This is a genomic window from Thalassoglobus sp. JC818, assembly GCF_040717535.1.
In the GTDB taxonomy this organism is placed as follows: domain Bacteria; phylum Planctomycetota; class Planctomycetia; order Planctomycetales; family Planctomycetaceae; genus Thalassoglobus.
The window spans coordinates 752,073-769,812 of record NZ_JBFEFI010000004.1 but is presented as its reverse complement, the minus strand read 5'-3'; the positions used below and the strand labels follow the sequence as shown (position 1 = coordinate 769,812).

Genomic DNA, 17,740 nt, shown 5'->3' with positions numbered 1-17,740 from the left:
ATTCAGTTCCACCAATTGTAACTCGTTTCCATGGTCCTTCTCGCTGCGGGTCCAATTGAGAAATGAGTTTTTTGGGATTTGTTGCGGGTAGTAAGTAAGCAATTGGGGAGGAACTCTTTGAAGGCGGTCCATAGAACCACAACAAAGGGCCGGTTGGGTCAAGTCCGGTCCTGATCTTGGAACTCTGCTTGGCGGATTCCAGAACTCCCGGCTGTAGCAGTCTCATCTCTTTGGCTAGACTGTCGATTTGGTTGCTGAATGACTCAATGTTGGCAACTACAACAACTGCACGCGTTCCAGCAGGTGCGATGCTCCAGAGCTCCTGAGCGAACAGCAGTGTTGAACTCGCAAGGATCCCGAGAAGCACGAGAACTCCAATACTTCGTCTAGACATAGCGTTCGCCCCCTGGCAGAGATGGCACCCATCGGAAAACGAAATCAGATCCGATTGCTCGAGTTCACGACAACTAGAACAGTGCCGCGATTAGCCAAGTATCACAGATCCAGCTTCAATTAGAATGTCAGGAAGATTACAGTATGTCAATGAGGATGGTTTTTGCGGGCCTATTACGGCCTAGACGGTGTCCGTCGCTCGAAGAATGTGTCAAAACTATCTTCTTTGTGGATTTCTAAGTGTCTTGCGATGTGGTGCGGGTGCCATGCCCTCGCTCGCGTGGGCATGTTGATGCGGGTCAGTCGAACAGTCTTGAGTTGACCTCGTCTTCGAGAACCTAAGAGTCGGAACTGAATGCCGCTCAATCGAAATCGGAACATCCGACCCCGTACTCCATGCGTTCGCACTGGACCATGTCCACTGTTCCGGTTTCTCCACAAAGCCGCGTTTCACAGGATTCTGGTGTACGTAAGCAAGTTTCTCGTGGACGTCTCGGGTTGAACGCAGATTACGATCGTATCCGCCACCTCTCTGCCAGAATCGGTAAGACCGTTTTCCATTCGGTTGTTCGTCCAACAATTCGGTCAGGAACTCTGGTGCGTTTTCATTCAACCACCTGGTCGCACGTCTCGACACAGATTGTTTCATCGTGGTCAGAATAGAAGCGATCCGAACGTTCGCATGAGGTATCAGAATCAGATGCACATGCTCCGGCATAATGACCCACCCCCAGAGATCGAAAGGATTTTTCTGCCTGGCAAGACCAATGCCATCGACCACCCACTGGCATGTTCGGCCTTTACTCAACAGAGGCAGTCGACGAAAGCACGAAAACGTCAGGAAATGGACATCTCCGTCAATGTTGTAGACTTTTCGAGTTTTTCGATGGCCAGAGCGCATTGCCAACTTTACCATCCTGTGACGATCAAAGCATGCCCACGCAAGCGAGGGCATGGCACCCAGCTCAGAAGTTCTTTCTGCAATGCCACCCAGCCCGGCAAAATGATCTTCGCTCGCAGAATAAATCTCGCCGGAGTCGATCGACCACGCGACCACTTCGCGAGCGTCCCTTGTTCTGCCTCAGTTAACTCCACCAGCGGTGCCATTCTCATCGTGAATTTCTCCTTCATCAGAAAGAAACACCGCTCACCCAAAAAAGTAACGGCAACTTCATGACACTACACTGGCTGCCAATAGCGCCGCGGCAATCAAACATTCATGTTGGTAAAATCAATTTCATACTGGTAATCCTATGCACCGCCATGGAAAATGTGTGGAAATCTATGCAAGCGAGGGCATGACACCCAGCACCCAAGTTCTTTCTGCAGTGCCACCCAGTCCACTTAGAATACAGTAGTTCAAGTAAAAGGGAATCTTATGCCAGAATATTCTTATCAGAGATGGAAGGTCCATGTAGCACCAGATGGAAGTATCAAAGTGCAGCGAGGTGATACTATCTCTGGGTTTTGTGCCGCTATTTATCAGAAGTCACCCGGGAGCACCCAAAAACACTGGGGAGAGTTCGGAAGGAAAATGACCTCAGGAAAAGACAAGGGAATGATTGTTTCGTTGGCTGACCCAAACAAGATATCGGCAGGGGAGATTTTATTTCACATCCCATCATCGTCGGCCATTTCCCCCAATCCATCCAACAATAGTCAGGCGGTCGCCGATGTCTTGTTGGTTAAGTTGAAACGCTTGCACAAATTGCGTGACGAAGGCATTGCAATGTTCGCCGGAATCGACAAAGAGCTTGCCGCCCAAAAGAAGAAGATCGATAATTCTTCTATGCAACTTGATATGATCGGAGTTCTTGTCACCGGATTTGCACTGTTTGGCAAAGCTGCAGCAGAGGTGGGCAAAGCAGCGGGAACAGCTCAAAACGCAAAAAAGCTACTTGATCCGATCTTCGGTCTAGGAGTTAGTCCAGTCGATCAAGGGCTCGTTCAGGGAATCGCTCAGAACGCGATTGGGGGCTCCGGTCTTTTGGAACCGAAGGTCGATGATTCGACAATCGTTGGTGCTGGAAAGATTGCAACACAGTGGTTTTTTAATCTGACGTCACCTTCGTTCTATTCAAAGCAGCTCGCAGGAGGTGATCCGAACGACACGCTTCGCGAGTTAGCCGAACAGAATAACGATCGGCGACGGGAATTTCTCAGTAGAGTTGATATACAGATCGCCCGTACAAAGAAAGAACTCTCTCTCGTCAACCAGAAATAGTTGCGTCGTCACCATAATCTGTGCGTGAATATTGGTTCCTGAAGTTTCCCAAGTCATGCTGGGTGGGTGAAACGGAGCCGGGGTGCCATGCCCTAGCTTGCGTGGGCATGCTTCTTGTGTCGGCAGACGATTCAATCAGATGACCTCCACACATCGCCTGAAATGCGTAAGCTGCACGATATCGAAGGGGGCGACTTTCTTCACTTCTTGTGTTATTGTGGATTCCCGGGAGTGTCAACGAAGAGGACGTCAGGCCTAGACATTCCCGGGCAACTTTATCAGGGCAGCGTGACACTACAACCAACGACTGAGGGCATGGCACCCAGCACCCAAGTTTTTTCTGCAATGCCACCCAGCCTCTTACCCGGACAAGAGTGATGTTGTTCGAGTTCAATGTTAGCTCCAGGCATGCTCAACGAGACAGCCAACCTGCCTGGAGCGTTTCTTCAAGGTTGTTTCACAAATCGAATTGTGAGGATGGTCATGGTAAGCGATTGGCATTTCGGCATTTTTCAAAAAGATCGTGTCGAGGCAATGCTCATGGGTATCGCCGAAGAATACCGCGAGCAATTGCGTGCCGTATTCACATACTTGGCGAAGCACCCTTTTCTTCAGCTTCACCCTCAGTATTTGGAGCATTTTGAGGGAATTTCTGTGCAAGGTTGTTCGCCAACTTCCTACAGCGATGGGAAAGTGAGTCTGTTCATGACAGTAAATTTCACTGATCTTGAACACAGCATTTCGTTCTGTCCTGAATTCGCGTCGATCGGGGAGGAGCGGTATGTGAATCTCTACTTAATGCATCGAAAGCGATATCGGAGATGCCTGGATGTTTCAACCTATTGCCAGGATACAGCGTGTGAGTATGACCATAAAATCAACCCCGCTGAACCAGTCGAAAACGAAGTCGCACGAATTCTGGGAGTTGGACTGTCGATTTTGGAGGATCGCCTCGGACAGTATGTGGACGGATGGAGAGAGCCAGACTTTCCGGAGGTCTCATCAATTTCTACTGCCGGGCTACGAGCAATTCTGGACGACCAAACTGTGCAAATCGACGAGACCGATATCAATGGGTTGACTCTGTTGAACCACGCTGCGCGACAGGGACGTGCAGACCTCGTTGACGTGCTTCTGGAAAACGGTGCCGACATAGATTGCGGGGCAATCCGTTGTGTGTTGAACCTTGCCTCGCACGAAGAGGAAAAGATGGTTGCAATCATTGAACGGTTAATACAATCCGGAGCGGATCCTGATCGGGCAGAACTCAAGCCAGTTGCACCATCTCCACCAGGAGTCTTCGACTTGTCGACAACTTCTGGCACGCAGCGGAATTCTCCTTTGCAGCAGGCGGCAGACGTTGGCCTGCAAAAAGTCGTTCGCTGTCTTCTTAGGCATGGTGCAAAAGAAGCGCGAAACTCAGGGGCGTGGCATCCGGCGGTTCGGCAGATCATCGGATCCGCATTAGGGGGACGATTGAAGTGAAGTGACGACGTGCTGTTTAGTACCTGAAGGGCAGGCTCCTGCCTGCCTTCCTGATTTGCAGCAGAGTGGTGTGGTGAACGAGAGCTGACGGGTGTCATGCCCTCGCTTGCGTGGGCATGCATTTCATGTTCGCCGACAACGATGTCCATGTCGCTTACGAAGGACAGTCGTAGCGATATGCTCGGCGCGAGCGGGGAAGTGGCTTCTCGTTTAATAGTGCTGTCGGGAGCCTGCGGTGACCTATGAAAGAGCAAGCAGTTTTAGTGCTCGGTCGGTTCTTGTTCGCGGGTTTTGTTGAGGGGGGTGCGTTCGGAGACGCTGTAGGTGTCTCGTTCGCGGCCGGTGTTGGCGACGATCAGTTCGGCGAGCATTCCGAGGGAGATTCCCTGGGCACCGAGGAGCATGGAGGCGACGGAGTACAGAAGCAGCGGGCGACCGCCGATGGGGGATGGACTGAAGATCGGAATGACATTCATGAAGACCCACATCAGTCCCAGGTAGGCGAGGCCGAGGGATCCGAGACCGAAGAAGAAGAGGCCGATTCCTCCGAGCATGTGTTGTGGTCGTTGTCCGAAGCCGGTGAGGAACTTGACCGTCAGCAAGTCGAGGAAGCCTCGCAGGAATCTCTTGATTCCGTACTTGGAGTGCCCGAACTGTCGAGGGCGATGGTGGACGGGAACTTCGGCGACCTTGAATCCACGGGCGTGAGCGAGAACCGCGATGAAGCGATGCATCTCTCCGTAGAGTCGGACTTCCTGAGTCACTTCCCGTCGGAACATTTTGATTCCGCAGTTGTGGTCATGCAGGTGAAGCCCGGTCAGTTGGCCGACCATCCAGTTGAAGACTTTACTTGGATACACCTTGTGCCAGGGGTCGAGGCGTCGCTCTTTCCAGCCGTTGACAACGTCGTATCCGTTGTCGATCTGCGTGAGGAAGTTCGGGATCTCTGCTGGATCATCTTGCAGGTCGGCATCCATCATCATGACGACGTTGCCACTGACCGCGTTCATGCCGGCGGTGAGGGCTGCTGCTTTTCCGAAGTTTCTACGGAAGCGAATGCCGAAGACGCGCGGGTCTTCATCTGCCAGCTTCGAAATAATGGACCAGGATTTGTCAGTCGATCCGTCGTCAACGAAAATGACTTCGACGTTGATGGCGTTGGATTGGCACGCTTCCAGAATCTGCCGGTGCAATTCGACCAGGCTCTCTTCTTCGTTGAGCACGGGAATGACGATCGACAACATGAGTTTCTCCTGAGTCTCGATGGATAGATGGGTAAGCCTAGACCATTTCGCGGAATCCTTCCTAGAGCAAGTTGCTCTTTCCTGTGCACTCGCTTGAACTTTTTCATCAGGTAAAAACTGCCGAGTTTGCTCGTGCGAGCGAGTGAACACCAATTCAAAAAATGTTCTCGACCGGTCTTCGATTGCAAGACGCCTCTTCCCCAGATTGGCTATACTCGCTGCTTGTTTCAGATCCCTTCAGGCTTGGGCTGTCGTGGATTTGGTGTTTCGGCGAGACCTGTACGATTAGTGGGGAAATAGAATGGCCGGGAGGCTCTTGGTTGCCGGGTTGCTGTTGAGTGTTATCGGGGCAGGCTCGGCGATTTCCGACGATGGTTCTCAATTCGTCGATCTCTGGGAAGGAAATGCTCCAGGCGAATCGGAACGCTCGCACGGAACACCGCTCCCACAGCGACCTGATGAAAATCCCCCAGCGACTCGCATCACCGCCATTACTGCGCCAACTCTGGAGCGATTTGATTCCGATCCGGAAACGAAGAATGGTGCATCGGTCGTGATTCTGCCGGGTGGCGGGTATCGATATTGCGTGGTCGATAAGGAGGGTTCTGAAATTGCGCAGTGGTTCAACAAGCTGGGAGTCACTGCATTTGTGCTGCGGTACCGAACGATTCGCGAGTCAGACAGAGATCGGAATGAAGCATGGCGTCGTCCGGTTCAGGACACGCAACGTGCCGTCCGATGGGTTCGTTCACATTCGAAGGAGTTTGGGCTCGATCCGAATCGAATCGGAGTGATTGGGTTCTCGGCTGGGGGAAACGCAGCTGCGATCACGGTGGGGAGTAAGTCTTCTCACTACACGGACGGTGACGAGATTGACCAGGCTTCCTGCGTTCCCGATTTTGCGATGCTGATTTACCCCTGGAATCTGGTTCGGGACGAGACTCTCGAACTGATCCCAGAAATCGAAATCGATTCGCAGACACCTCCTACGATTTTGGTTCATGCTCACGATGATCATTCCACATCGCTGAGCAGCATTGCGTTTTACGCGGAATTGAAACGCAATGATGTCCCGGCGGAACTTCACATTTATGAGACGGGCGGCCACGGATACGGAATGCGTCCCGTCGCGGGTTCAGTTGTCGAGACGTGGCCTGCTCGCGTGGAGGACTGGCTTCGAAATCGTGGACTGCTTGCACAATCGCCGTAAGATTCGGACTGTGTTTCCTGCTTCTCGGTGAACTGGTTTCAGGAAACGGGCTGAGTCTGTAAAGTGGATGGCTCAGCATTTCCGCAAATCACATCGAATTACTCTGACTCAATAAGCTGTTGTCATATGGTTTCCGAACCGTCACGCCAATACACCGTTCTGGCACGTAGATTTCGCCCACAATCGTTCGATCAGGTTGTTGGGCAGGAGCATGTCGGACAGGCCATTCGTAATGCGATTCGCATGGGACGCGTGGCGCATGCGTACCTTTTCACCGGGGCTCGCGGGGTCGGAAAAACGTCGACCGCGAGAATTTTTGCGAAGGCTTTGAATTGCCCGAACGTTGTGGATGGTGTTCCGTGCAATAACTGCGATGTCTGCAAAAGCATCGGAGAGGGGACCGATGTCGATGTTCTCGAAATCGACGGTGCGTCGAATCGTCGAATCGATGACATTCGCGAGCTTCGCTCAAACGTCAATGTGAAGTCAATGCGATCTAAGTCGAAGGTTTACATCATCGACGAAGTTCACATGTTGACGAAGGAAGCTTTCAATGCCCTCTTGAAAACTCTCGAGGAACCGCCTCCGAATGTGAAATTCATCTTCTGTACGACTGAGCCGAATAAAGTTCCCGACACAATTCTTTCACGCTGTCAGCGATTCGATTTTGGAACGATCGATGAAACCAGCATCGCGGGACGGCTTCGACAAATTGCAGAGGCAGAAGGCAAAGAGGTCGACGACGAAGCGATTGAACTCGTGGCCCGAAGGGCAGCGGGGTCGATGCGGGACAGCCAGTCGCTGTTCGATCAACTTCTGGCTTTCGGTGGAGAGCAAATTACTGCCAAGGACGTCCACCAGTTGATGGGGACGGCTCCCGACCAACGGCTCGTTGATCTCGTTAACGGTATGATCGAACGAGACACCCAGCGAGTTTTGACGATTGTCGATGAGGCATTGCTTCAGGGCGTTCAGATTGGGAGCCTCAGTGACCAGCTGCTTGCGTATTTTCGCGATCTTCTCGTGACTGTCGCAGGGGCGTCGACTGTTTCGCTGTCGTCAGTTTCGGAGGCAACACGTTCGGAACTTGTTGAGCAGTCCAAGAAATGGGGGCTGGAGACGATCACTGCTGCGATGCAGATCATCTCTGAGACGAAATCGAAAATGCAGCGAGTCAACCACGGGCGAGCGCTTTTGGAGCTGGCTGTCATTCGAGTCGCGATGCTCGAAGATTTGACATCGATCGCAGCACTGGCACGACAAGTCGCATCCGGCACCGCTGTTGTGAGTCAGACTGCTGAGCGTCGCCCTTCCGGTCCTGTCTCGCGAGCAATTTCCTCATCGCAGCGAGAGCAGAATTCAAAAAAAAACGGTAGTTCTCCAGAAAATCCGCCAAGTTACGAGACACCACCACAGTCAGCCCCAGAACCAACTGCTTCAGATCAACCTCAGTTGACGTTGTCTGAAGGGACCTTAGATCAGGTCTGGGAACAGGTTATGGAGAATGTCCCAGACACGATCCGCAATCATCTCAAGAATGCTGTGTCAATAGCAATTTCTGGGCCAAATGTTCTGGAAATTCTGTTTCCAAACAGCTATCTTTTCAGCAAGAGTTATTGTGAGCGAACTGATCCGCTGAAGAAGTTAAGCGAAGTGGTTCTGGATCTCACCGGGGAAAGCGTCACATTTCGATTTCAGGTTGACCGAACAGCGAAGGTCGAACTGCCGAAGCCGAAAAAAGTCGCTGCCCCGCACTTTACCGAACGACGCAACCCAGCCGTGGTTGATGAAGATGACTTTGTACAAGCGGCTGTAAGCATGTTTGGTGGTCAAGTTGTTGAAGTTCGCCCGGTCTTCACCAAGGTCGCGGACGACTCAGCTGAAGGAGAGATGGATGTTTAAAGGTCTTTCGAACCTGGCAAGCCTGATGGCTAATGCCGGACAAATTCAGGAGCAGGCGGAAGAAATGCAGGCCCGCCTGCGGGAACGTCGTGTGGAAGCCAACGCGGGCGGAGGTATGGTTCGCGTCGAGATGAGTGGCGATCAGAAAGTCACATCCATCCAGATCGAACAATCCTTGTTTGACTCCGGCGACAAAGAGATGTTGGAAGATCTCGTCCTTTCAGCGACGAATCAGGCTCTCGATCTCGCCAAGCAAGCTGCTGCTGAAGAGATGTCTGGAATGGCGAGTGGTCTCGGAATTCCCGGGCTGGGAGACGCTTTGGCCAAGTTTGGAAATGGCAACACTTAAATGGATGCACGATTCCGAATCAATTCTCTGACCGAAGGAACGTTTCGGAGGACGAACGTTTCTCACTGTCTAAGAATACAAACTCACAAACTATTCCCCGTGTCGATTCAACAGCTTCAATCACATGCCAGCACGACAAACTGACGCCGCCCAGCATCCGTTCGGTGCCGCTGTCGGTCGGCTGGTTGAAGAATTTGGACGACTTCCCGGCATCGGACGCAAAACCGCTGAACGGTTGGCGAATCACATTCTGAGTTGCCCGAAAGCCGATGCTGTTGCGCTCGCCGATGCAATTCGTCAGGTCAAAGAATCGATCAGGCGATGCAAGGTCTGTTTTAATCTGACTGAGCAGGAAGTCTGTTCCATCTGTCGAGACCCTCGACGTGATCGGCAGATTGTCTGTGTCGTTGAGCAACCAAAAGATGTCAGCGCACTGGAAGCAGCAGCGGCTTTTCAGGGGACCTATCATGTTCTGGGGGGACGGATTGCTCCCCTCGAAGGAGTCGGACCGGAAGATTTGACGATCGGTCAATTGGTTCGCCGTGTGAAACAAGACGGTGTGACTGAGTTGATCATGGCGACAAATCCGACACTGGAAGGCGACGGGACTGCCTTATTCGTGACAAATCTTCTTGAGGATTTGCCAGTTCAAGTCACAAGACTCGCCCGTGGAATCGCCACCGGGAGCGTGCTTGAGTTCGCCAATAAAGAGATGCTGGCCGATGCGATGCGAGGGAGGCAGCAGTTTTAGTTCACCGTTTTTGTCTGCTGGTTGAAATCTCGATTGATCAGCAGGTCTCACTTTTGTTCCGTGATTAACTTTCGTCGCTGTCACAACCTGACGTATGAAATTTGTGATTCAAACTTTCGTTTTCTGAAGATCTGAACATGCACCTGAATGTTTCCCAACAAATGAAGATGAGCCAGCAGATGAAGCTGGCTCCGCGCATGATTCAGTCGATGGAAATCCTTCAACTTCCATTGGCCGCTCTTCAGGAACGAATTGATCAAGAGTTGTCAGAGAACGTTGTTCTCGAACAGGTCACGAAGAAGGACGAACAGTCGTCCAACTCGTCGAGCGAAGAGACGGCGGTCGATGATGCTCCTCGTGGCGAGATTGAGAAGCGAGAACTCGGCGACGACAATTCGAACAATGCTTCCGACTTTGAACGGCTCGTCGAAATCTCTCAGGAGTGGCCCGAAGACAATTACACGTCAGGGTCAAAGCCGTCCAGCAATCGAATGCAGGATGACCTTGATCGTCAGCACGACGTCATGGCTAATGCGGAGAATCGTCCGAAGACCCTGCATGAACACCTTCTTGAACAGTTTCACTGCGATACGCCGAGTCGACTTCAGGAATTCGGCGATTACCTGATTCACAATCTCGATGCCAACGGGCGCCTGCAAAGTTCGCTTCCGGAACTCGTTCAAGTTTTCGGATCGCGGATCGACTTGGAAGATGCTGAAGAAACGCTGCGGATCGTACAGAGTCTTGATCCGCCCGGAGTTGGAGCTCGCGACCTCAAAGAGTGCCTGCTTTTGCAGATGACGCCGACCACTCCGCTCCGCGAGATCATGGTCAACTTGATCACCAATCATCTCGATGACATTCTGCAAAACCGTCTCCCACTTATTGAAAGGAAGACCGGTTATTCGATGGACGCGATCAAGTCGGCCATCGAGCAGATGAGAACGCTCGATCCGTTTCCGGGTCGCGGGTTTGAGAACCCGGAAGTGCAGGCTGTGACTCCGGACCTGCGAGTGGTCAAAGATGACAACGGCAAATACACCATCGAACTGATCGATGAGTACATTCCTGAGCTTCGAATCAACCGTCGTTATATCAAGATGCTGGAAGCGAATCCTGATGAAGCGACCAAGGAATTCATCAAGAAGAAAGTGGAGTCGGCCAAGTGGCTGATTGACTCCATCGAACAGCGATACAACACACTGAAGAAAGTTGCGCAAACGATTGTCGATGAGCAGACAGAATTTCTCGAGCTCGGTCCTGAACACATCAAACCGCTAAAAATGCAGGATGTTGCCGACGTCGTGGGAGTGCATGTTACGACAGTCTCCCGGGCTGTCGATGACAAATACGTCGCCACACCACGTGGGATCTTTCCTTTAAAACGTTTCTTCGGAGGCGGGACGAAGACCGCCGATGGTGAGGACGTTGCCTGGGAAAATATCCGATTGAAACTCAAAGAGATTGTGGACGGCGAAGACAAATCGAGCCCTCTCAGCGACGATGCACTCGTCGCCGAACTTGCGAAACACGGTTATCAACTGGCTCGACGGACGGTGACGAAATATCGCCAGGCGATGAATATTCCATCATCGCGACAACGACGAGAATACTGATCGCGTGCGATCGACTTTGCTGGCTGAAAAAGGCGCGTGCTTCAGGCGCCTGTAAGAAGTTGACGAAGAAATTCCTGTTGCCGTTGGGAGACCGGAACCGGTTGATCCTCGTTGGGAAGTTCCGGGATTAAGCGCTGCGCGATCGCTTTCGCCAACTCATTAACTCCATCTCCTGTCTGAGCGGAGATGGAGAGGCCGTTGAGAACATCCGCCGTGCCATCCAACAGGTCGGACTTGTTCCAGACGACAAGTGGCTCGGATTGATGTGAGATGAGAGTCTCGTCCGCTTTCGTCATTCCGGATGTTGCGTCCATAACGACGATCGCAAGATCTGCTTGCTCGATAACCTTCTGAGCCTTTCCAACTCCAAGTGCTTCGAGTTGGTCAGATGTTTCGCGGAGTCCTGCTGTGTCCGCAAACTCGATTGGCCATCCTTCCAGAGCTGTCGATGCAGTGACGACGTCACGAGTCGTTCCCGGCTGATCAAACACAACGGATCGGCCATAGCCAACCAACGCGTTCATCAAAGTCGACTTCCCAACATTGGGGTGCCCACACAATACAACCTTCCAGGGTTGAGTCAGGTGGAGGCCGAAGCCTGACCATTGCAGCATCGCCTGAGCAGTTTGTCTTCGCTCACTGATTGAGAGCTGTTCGAGCTGTTGTATGGCGGCAGTGAATAGGTGTCGTTGGCGAAGCAGCCAGTGGGCCGTTTGACGGGTTGTCGCGAGTTGCAGGAGTCTGTCGAATTCCTCCTCGAACGACAATTCACTCGGCAGGGGGACGACATATTCTCTGATTCCCGACTGGCAGAGTTGCTCTGCAATTCGGTGAACGGCCGTGTGGCCTCCGTGGCAGTGAATTTCAGCCGTCGAAGCAGAAGTTCGAACGATGACGAGGTCTTCTTCATTCCAGGTGCCGTAGGCGATACGGTCGACTGGCTGATCTTGAACAGGCTTGCCATTTGCAGCTTCGAAGAAGCGGTTGAGGATGTCCAGGTCACCCGTCACTTCGAGAGAAGCCACAGCCCCCCGCCCTTCCGGAGTCAGGATCTGAAACGTTGATTCTTCGGGCTGGCTACTGAGCTGATTCACTGGACTCGTCACGACTGGATGAAAGTTGCGAAGCTGTTAGCACGATCCCGATCAAAGAGAGATCAGGATGGCAGATCGCTTCGGGGAAATATGGTTCGAGGATTGGAAGTGCTCCTCCGGTGAGGAACAGCTGTGGATTGCCCTGCAGTTCGGACTGAACTCGACTCACGACTTCACGGATTGCTCCGAGATGTCCCCAGAAGAGCCCACTCGACATTGCGTCTTCAGTATTCCGTCCAATTGCGGTCGGTGTCTTCTTCAAGAACTGTCGAGCATCGACCAGCGGCAGAGTCGTTGTCAGTTCATGGAGTGCTTTCACTCCCATGAGAATGCCGGGTAGGATCGCTCCGCCCAGAAACGTTCCGTCTTCGCTGACCGCATCGACAGTGGCAGCTGTCCCTGAATCGATGATAATCATTGAAGAGGGACTCTCTTGAAAGAGCCGGGCAGCGACAGCGTTGAACAATCTGTCTGCTCCGACCTTTTCCGGAGCATCTACTTTGACCTGAATGGGGATCTGTGACTTGCTCGTTAACAAGTGTGGAGGCGGAACATCTTCAGGCCATTGGTTTTTGAGTTCCTCAATCATGTTCCGGTTGGAACCAGTCAACGTGATGAGCGAAAGGTCCGGGGACCGAAACCACTCTTTGAGGTCTGACCAGGGGATTTCTTCAGTGTTGAAGATGGAACGAGTCATCACGCACTCAGGCAACTGGTCTTTCCCCTGAAGGTGAAACGTGCCGATTTTCGTGCGCGTATGACCGACATCAAACACGATATACGTTTGCGACATCAGCCTTCCTCGCTGTTGCGATGAGATCGGACCAGTTTCACCAACTCCGGAAGAACATGTTCAGCGTGGTCCCGAATCCACAGGCCTCTTCCTCCGCATTCTGGATCGATGTAGACGACCTCGGCTCCATTCTCTCGAGCGATTGAAATCAAGTCGCTGGCTGGTCTGACGGTTTGCGATGTTCCCACAGCGATCATGAGATCGCAGGACTCCGTTGATTCGATCGCCAGGCTCCAGTCCGGTTCGCGAAGCTGGTCTCCAAAGAGGATGACGTTGGGATGAGAAACGCCTTCGCTGGAGAACTGAAAGATCGGCTTCAATGCACGCATGACCGATGGAAAGCTCCAGAGATGGTTCTGGCTCTCACGCAAATAATCGACGATTTGCGCTAACTCGCTGCGAGTGATGGTTCGCAAGATCTCTCCGCTTGGCGTTTGGACGATTTCGAAGAGCGTTCCGTGCAGTTCACGAACTTCCACGGCTCCAGCTTCCTGTTGCAGACCGTCAATGTTTTGAGTGATCACCGTCATCCGTGCTGCGGACTGCAACTCAGTGATGGCCCGGTGTGCCTGATTCGGATGAGCTGTGGCGATTGGCTCGAGGACGGAGATCAGAAACTCGGCGAATCGCGCCGGTTCCAGCGTGGCTGTCCGAAGCAAGCCGGTCCAGTTAGCGAAGTCCTCAGGTGGATATCGAGCCCAGAGTCCGTCCATGTCTCGGAACGTCGAGATTCCGCTCGCGGTTCCGACTCCGGCGCCTGTAAAGATCACACCTCGTTCAGACTGCAAAACGAGGTGCGCGAGTTGCTGCAAAGACTCGGGAGAGTTGACAGAGAGCGTCATGAAGGGAATCTGTTTTCGATCTGCTGGCGATAGTAGGGGTGATTCGGGCCGAAGGCTTCCATTTCAAATGGATTGTCATAGTAGGGATGTTTCCCTTTGCACCACATCATAAAGGAGTAATAAGCGTACATTGGGAGGAACATCGGTCCCCATCGCTCGTATTGACGAATGTGAATGTGCTCATGCTCTCTGCAGAAATCCAGCGATGCTTCCGATCGTCCCCAGATGACGTGTCCGAGTGTCATGGCGGCGGCGGAGATCGGGGTTCGTTCTAGAATCCATGTGATGAGCCCGCCATAGCATTCAATAGCACCGCTTCGAATTCTTGCTCGCGTTCCGAATGGAAACCCTGCCAGTGCCACGAACGATGCGAGAATCGTGGTGGGGGACGCCCAGATAATTCGGAGGAGTGTGATTGTGACTCGAAACATCTCTGGTCGCATCTTTCTCGAGTCTGGTATAGACTCTGGTTTCGATCGTTCCGGTCCTGATCGCCGTGGAAAATCTCGTGTTGAAGCCAGATCCCGTCCCTTGAATTCAGGGAGCGATGTGAGGTTAGCTTCTTCCTCAGATCTCCGCCGACTGGAACAGTCTTATTATTGCTGAATGTCGACTTATGGTGAATGGAGAACTTCGGAATGGATCGTCAAGCTCCCGAATATACTGAACTCGTGACGCATCTGAGAGAGCTGGCCACACTTCGTTCCTGTGGATCAGTTCTGGGCTGGGATGAGCAAACCAACCTTCCTCCGAAAGGCGCGGAGCACCGCGCAAATCAACTTTCGTTGCTGGCAGGTCTGTCGCACGATCGGGCGACGGACCCGACGCTCGGGGAGTTGATCGACAAGCTCTCCGAACAAATCGACAACGAGTCAGACGACAGTATCGAAGCTGCCAATGTCCGTGATGCGAAGAGAGCGTATTCCCGATCGGTAAAGCTTCCCAGGAATCTGGTGAAAGAACTCTCGCGGACTGCCACACTGTCCCAACAAGCTTGGGTAGAAGCGCGAGCCAAGAAAGACTTCGCAGCCTTTCAGCCATGGCTGGAAAAAATCGTTCAGCTGAAACGAGAAGAAGCGGACGCGCTCGGTAGCCCGACCGGCGTCAAGTACGACGCACTCATCGAAGACTACGAACCAGGCGCCACAGCTGCTCAGATTCAGGAAGTCTTCGCGCCGCTCCGCGAAGAACTCGTCAAGCTCGTCGCTGGCATTCAGGCGTCTGATCGAAAACCGGACGTTGGCATCCTCGAGCGTTCCTATCCGATTGCGGATCAGGAAACCTTTGGTCGTTCGGCAGCCACGGCGATTGGATTCGATTTCACTTCGGGACGACTCGACATCGCAGCCCATCCGTTTTGTTCAGGGATCGGGCCCGGCGACTGTCGACTAACGACACGCTACGACGAACATCATTTCCCCGGCGCGTTTTTCGGGACACTGCACGAAGCCGGTCACGGAATTTACGAACAGGGGCTGAATGCCGAACAGTTTGGCCTCGCTTGTGGCGAAGCCTGCTCTCTCGGAATCCATGAATCACAGTCGCGGATGTGGGAGAATCTCGTCGGTCGGAGTCGAGCGTTCTGGGACCACTTCTATCCCCAGGCCCAAAAGACTTTTCCGGATGCGATCGGCGATTTGCACATCGACGACTTTTACGCTGCTGTCAATAACGTCGAACCAAGTTGGATTCGCGTTGAAGCAGATGAGGTGACTTACAACCTGCATATCATGCTTCGATTCGAGCTTGAGCAGGCACTGTTGAGTGGTGATCTGAATGTTGCCGATGTTCCGACAGCTTGGAATGAAACATTCCACGAGTTCTTCGGAATGACACCTACGGATGACTCATTGGGATGTCTGCAGGATGTCCATTGGAGCGCCGGTCTGATCGGCTACTTCCCGACCTATGCTCTCGGAAATATGTACGCAGCCCAGTTCTTCGACACCGCGCAGCAGGAACTCGGAAACCTCGCAGAGATGTTTGCACGCGGCGAGTTTGCACCTTTGAAAAACTGGCTGAACGAAAAGATTCACTCGCAAGGTCGTCGATACGACGCACCCAAACTTGTCGAAAAAGTCACCGGCGAAACACTCTCCGCTGCCCCGCTGTTGAATCATCTCAACACAAAGTTTGGGATGCTCTACGGTCTTTGATCGAACGAACGAGTCCGCTTGCTTGATCAGAATGCCAGGCCGACCGAGAAGTTACTCGTCGTCCTGGCTTTCTTGTTGGACAGGTTTCTTCAGGTACTTCTCTTGTGATTTGGGAACTCGATCGTAGCGGAGTTCGCCTCCGATGAGCCGCATCAACGGGCGCGGTTTTCCCTGAGGAATTGCAAAGAGATAGTCATTGGGAGCGTTTTCGAAGTCGGAGAATTCTTTCTCGACAGCTTCAAATTTGGCGAGTAGCTCTTTCACGAATTCAGGGTGTTTCGCTGCGACGTTGAACTGTTCCCCGGGATCTTGTGAGAGGTCGAAAAGCATTTTCTCGGTCGGCGCATCACCTGTCATTAATCCGGGATGCTCTGTCGGTCGGGCTTGTTCGAATGGAGCAAGCAGGATCACGCCGTCTGGACCTCGCGGGTCGACATATTCTTCGAGTTCTTTTTCGCTGAGGTTGTGAAAACGCACTGGACCTGGATTTCGAACGTGAAGCTTCCAGTCACCCGATCGGATCGTCGCGAGTCTTTGTCCCTGCATTCCGTAGATGGCATCGTGTGGACTTGGAGCTTTGGAGTGTTGCAGCATGGGCAGAATGTTACGCCCGTCGATCGTGCGGTCGGCTGGTACTTTCGCCCCGGTGAGAGCCGCGATGGTTGGGAGCATGTCGATTGTCCCCGCTGGGGAGGAGTTCCGGGTCTGACTGGGAATCACGCCTGGCATGCGTGCGATGAATGGGACCTTTAGTCCTCCTTCCCATGTCTTCCCTTTCATCCCGCGAAGCCCTCCGGTGCATCCGCCATACCATGGTCCATTGTCAGAGGTGAAGATCACCAGCGTCTGGTCATCAAGGGAGAGTTGCTTCAGCGTGTCGAGGAGTCTTCCGACGTCCGAATCAAGTTCAGCGATGACGTCGCCATACAAATCATTGGGAGTCTCTGGAGTATAGAAGTTGTCAGAGACCGCCAATGGTTTATGCGGCATTGCATGCGGGAGATACAGAAAGAAAGGTTCCTCTTTGTGCTTCGTGATGAAGTCGATAGCGCGATCAGTGTACCGCTGAGTGAGTGTCGCTTGAACGACCGGGTACTCGACGACTTCTTCCTGATCCACGAGCTGAACCGGGAACATATCATTCGAATACAAAATGCCATAGTACTCATCGAAGCCTTGAGTTCTGGGAAGCCATTCTGCCTGATGACCGAGATGCCACTTGCCGAAACAGGCTGTCGCGTACCCTTTCTCTTTCAGCATTTCCGCGATCGTAATTTCCGACTGAGGCAGCCCAAAGTTGTTGATTCCTGCATCGGGAGCGGGGTTGTTGACTACCGTGTGCCGAAACGGATATCGCCCGGTGAGAATTGTTGCTCGCGATGGAGCACAGTAAGGGGTCGGCACATAGAAGTTGGTGAGCATCGCTCCTTCGCGTGCCATCTGATCGAGATGAGGTGTCGCGAACGGACACTGCTCTGCAAAGCAGTTGACATCTCCATAGCCCAGATCATCCGCGAAGATCAGAATGACATTGGGAGAGTCTTCTGCCAGACAGACTGAGGGTAGAGTGAGAGTCAGAATCAATAGCTGAAGAGTGAGCGACTTCACCAGGCTTCCTTTCGATTGGATTCAGCAATCTACAAGAGGGGAACGTCTTGGGCGTGACCGATTCACGAACTGT

General features: G+C 52.7%; 17 protein-coding genes. 8 read left to right on the top strand and 9 right to left on the bottom strand.

What is annotated here, in order from left to right; translation table 11 throughout:
* The 3 genes from AB1L42_RS14100 to AB1L42_RS14090 all read right to left on the bottom strand — a co-directional run.
* A partial coding sequence (locus tag AB1L42_RS14100; RefSeq protein ID WP_367056629.1) for a hypothetical protein occupies positions 1-394 on the bottom strand: 394 nt, incomplete at its 3' end.
* Positions 395-610: 216 nt separating this feature from the next.
* On the bottom strand, positions 611-1,294 hold the full coding sequence (locus AB1L42_RS14095; protein WP_367056662.1) for a transposase: 684 nt from the start codon (positions 1,292-1,294) through the stop codon (positions 611-613).
* Positions 1,295-1,302: 8 nt separating this feature from the next.
* Positions 1,303-1,506: a hypothetical protein gene (locus tag AB1L42_RS14090; protein WP_367056626.1), complete on the bottom strand. Its 204-nt coding sequence runs from the start codon at positions 1,504-1,506 to the stop codon at positions 1,303-1,305.
* 265 nt (positions 1,507-1,771) lie between these two features.
* Here AB1L42_RS14090 and AB1L42_RS14085 point away from each other — a divergent pair, with 265 nt between their 5' ends.
* Together AB1L42_RS14085 and AB1L42_RS14080 are read left to right on the top strand one after the other, a co-directional pair.
* A complete protein-coding gene (locus AB1L42_RS14085) occupies positions 1,772-2,617 on the top strand; it encodes a hypothetical protein (RefSeq protein ID WP_367056623.1) in 846 nt (281 codons plus the stop codon).
* Positions 2,618-3,322: 705 nt separating this feature from the next.
* Positions 3,323-4,102, top strand: a complete 780-nt coding sequence (locus tag AB1L42_RS14080) for a hypothetical protein (protein ID WP_367056620.1) — start codon at positions 3,323-3,325, stop codon at positions 4,100-4,102.
* Between the two features lie 260 nt (positions 4,103-4,362).
* Here AB1L42_RS14080 and AB1L42_RS14075 read toward each other — a convergent pair whose 3' ends face one another.
* Entirely contained in the window at positions 4,363-5,346 is a 984-nt protein-coding gene (locus AB1L42_RS14075; RefSeq protein ID WP_367056617.1) for a glycosyltransferase family 2 protein, read from the bottom strand.
* Between the two features lie 301 nt (positions 5,347-5,647).
* On the opposite strand from AB1L42_RS14075, the gene AB1L42_RS14070 reads away from it, so the two are divergent.
* The 5 genes from AB1L42_RS14070 (at position 5,648) to rpoN (ending at position 11,174) form a co-directional block, all read left to right on the top strand.
* Complete coding sequence (locus tag AB1L42_RS14070) at positions 5,648-6,556, top strand: alpha/beta hydrolase (RefSeq protein ID WP_367056614.1); 909 nt, start codon at positions 5,648-5,650, stop codon at positions 6,554-6,556.
* Positions 6,557-6,682: 126 nt separating this feature from the next.
* Positions 6,683-8,458 (top strand): DNA polymerase III subunit gamma/tau, encoded by a 1,776-nt coding sequence (gene dnaX, locus AB1L42_RS14065; protein WP_367056611.1) that lies wholly within the window; start codon positions 6,683-6,685, stop codon positions 8,456-8,458.
* Positions 8,451-8,807, top strand: a complete 357-nt coding sequence (locus tag AB1L42_RS14060; protein ID WP_367056608.1) for a YbaB/EbfC family nucleoid-associated protein — start codon at positions 8,451-8,453, stop codon at positions 8,805-8,807. Before dnaX ends, AB1L42_RS14060 begins: the two co-directional genes overlap by 8 nt.
* 124 nt (positions 8,808-8,931) lie before the next feature.
* A complete protein-coding gene (recR, locus tag AB1L42_RS14055) occupies positions 8,932-9,558 on the top strand; it encodes a recombination mediator RecR (protein WP_367056605.1) in 627 nt (208 codons plus the stop codon).
* A gap of 137 nt (positions 9,559-9,695) precedes the next feature.
* Positions 9,696-11,174, top strand: coding sequence for an RNA polymerase factor sigma-54 (gene rpoN / locus AB1L42_RS14050; protein WP_367056602.1), 1,479 nt, complete (start codon positions 9,696-9,698; stop codon positions 11,172-11,174).
* 41 nt (positions 11,175-11,215) lie between these two features.
* On the opposite strand, the gene AB1L42_RS14045 is transcribed toward rpoN, so the two are convergent.
* The 4 genes from AB1L42_RS14045 to AB1L42_RS14030 are packed head-to-tail and all read right to left on the bottom strand — an operon-like array spanning position 11,216 to position 14,334.
* Positions 11,216-12,268 carry a GTPase gene (locus tag AB1L42_RS14045; RefSeq protein ID WP_367056599.1) on the bottom strand — a complete coding sequence of 351 codons (1,053 nt, stop codon included), beginning with the start codon at positions 12,266-12,268 and terminating at the stop codon, positions 11,216-11,218.
* Positions 12,252-13,061 carry a type III pantothenate kinase gene (locus tag AB1L42_RS14040; RefSeq protein WP_367056596.1) on the bottom strand — a complete coding sequence of 270 codons (810 nt, stop codon included), beginning with the start codon at positions 13,059-13,061 and terminating at the stop codon, positions 12,252-12,254. Before AB1L42_RS14040 ends, AB1L42_RS14045 begins: the two co-directional genes overlap by 17 nt.
* On the bottom strand, positions 13,061-13,903 hold the full coding sequence (locus AB1L42_RS14035; RefSeq protein WP_367056593.1) for a Sir2 family NAD-dependent protein deacetylase: 843 nt from the start codon (positions 13,901-13,903) through the stop codon (positions 13,061-13,063). Before AB1L42_RS14035 ends, AB1L42_RS14040 begins: the two co-directional genes overlap by 1 nt.
* Positions 13,900-14,334 (bottom strand): hypothetical protein, encoded by a 435-nt coding sequence (locus tag AB1L42_RS14030; RefSeq protein ID WP_367056590.1) that lies wholly within the window; start codon positions 14,332-14,334, stop codon positions 13,900-13,902. The genes AB1L42_RS14035 and AB1L42_RS14030 overlap by 4 nt, the downstream gene beginning before the upstream one ends.
* A gap of 207 nt (positions 14,335-14,541) precedes the next feature.
* Between AB1L42_RS14030 and AB1L42_RS14025 the strand changes: the two genes are divergently transcribed.
* Positions 14,542-16,059 carry a carboxypeptidase M32 gene (locus AB1L42_RS14025; protein WP_367056587.1) on the top strand — a complete coding sequence of 506 codons (1,518 nt, stop codon included), beginning with the start codon at positions 14,542-14,544 and terminating at the stop codon, positions 16,057-16,059.
* Positions 16,060-16,110: 51 nt separating this feature from the next.
* Here the strand turns inward: AB1L42_RS14025 and AB1L42_RS14020 are convergent, their stop codons facing one another.
* Entirely contained in the window at positions 16,111-17,667 is a 1,557-nt protein-coding gene (locus AB1L42_RS14020) for a sulfatase (protein WP_367056584.1), read from the bottom strand.
* Positions 17,668-17,740: the final 73 nt, after the last annotated feature.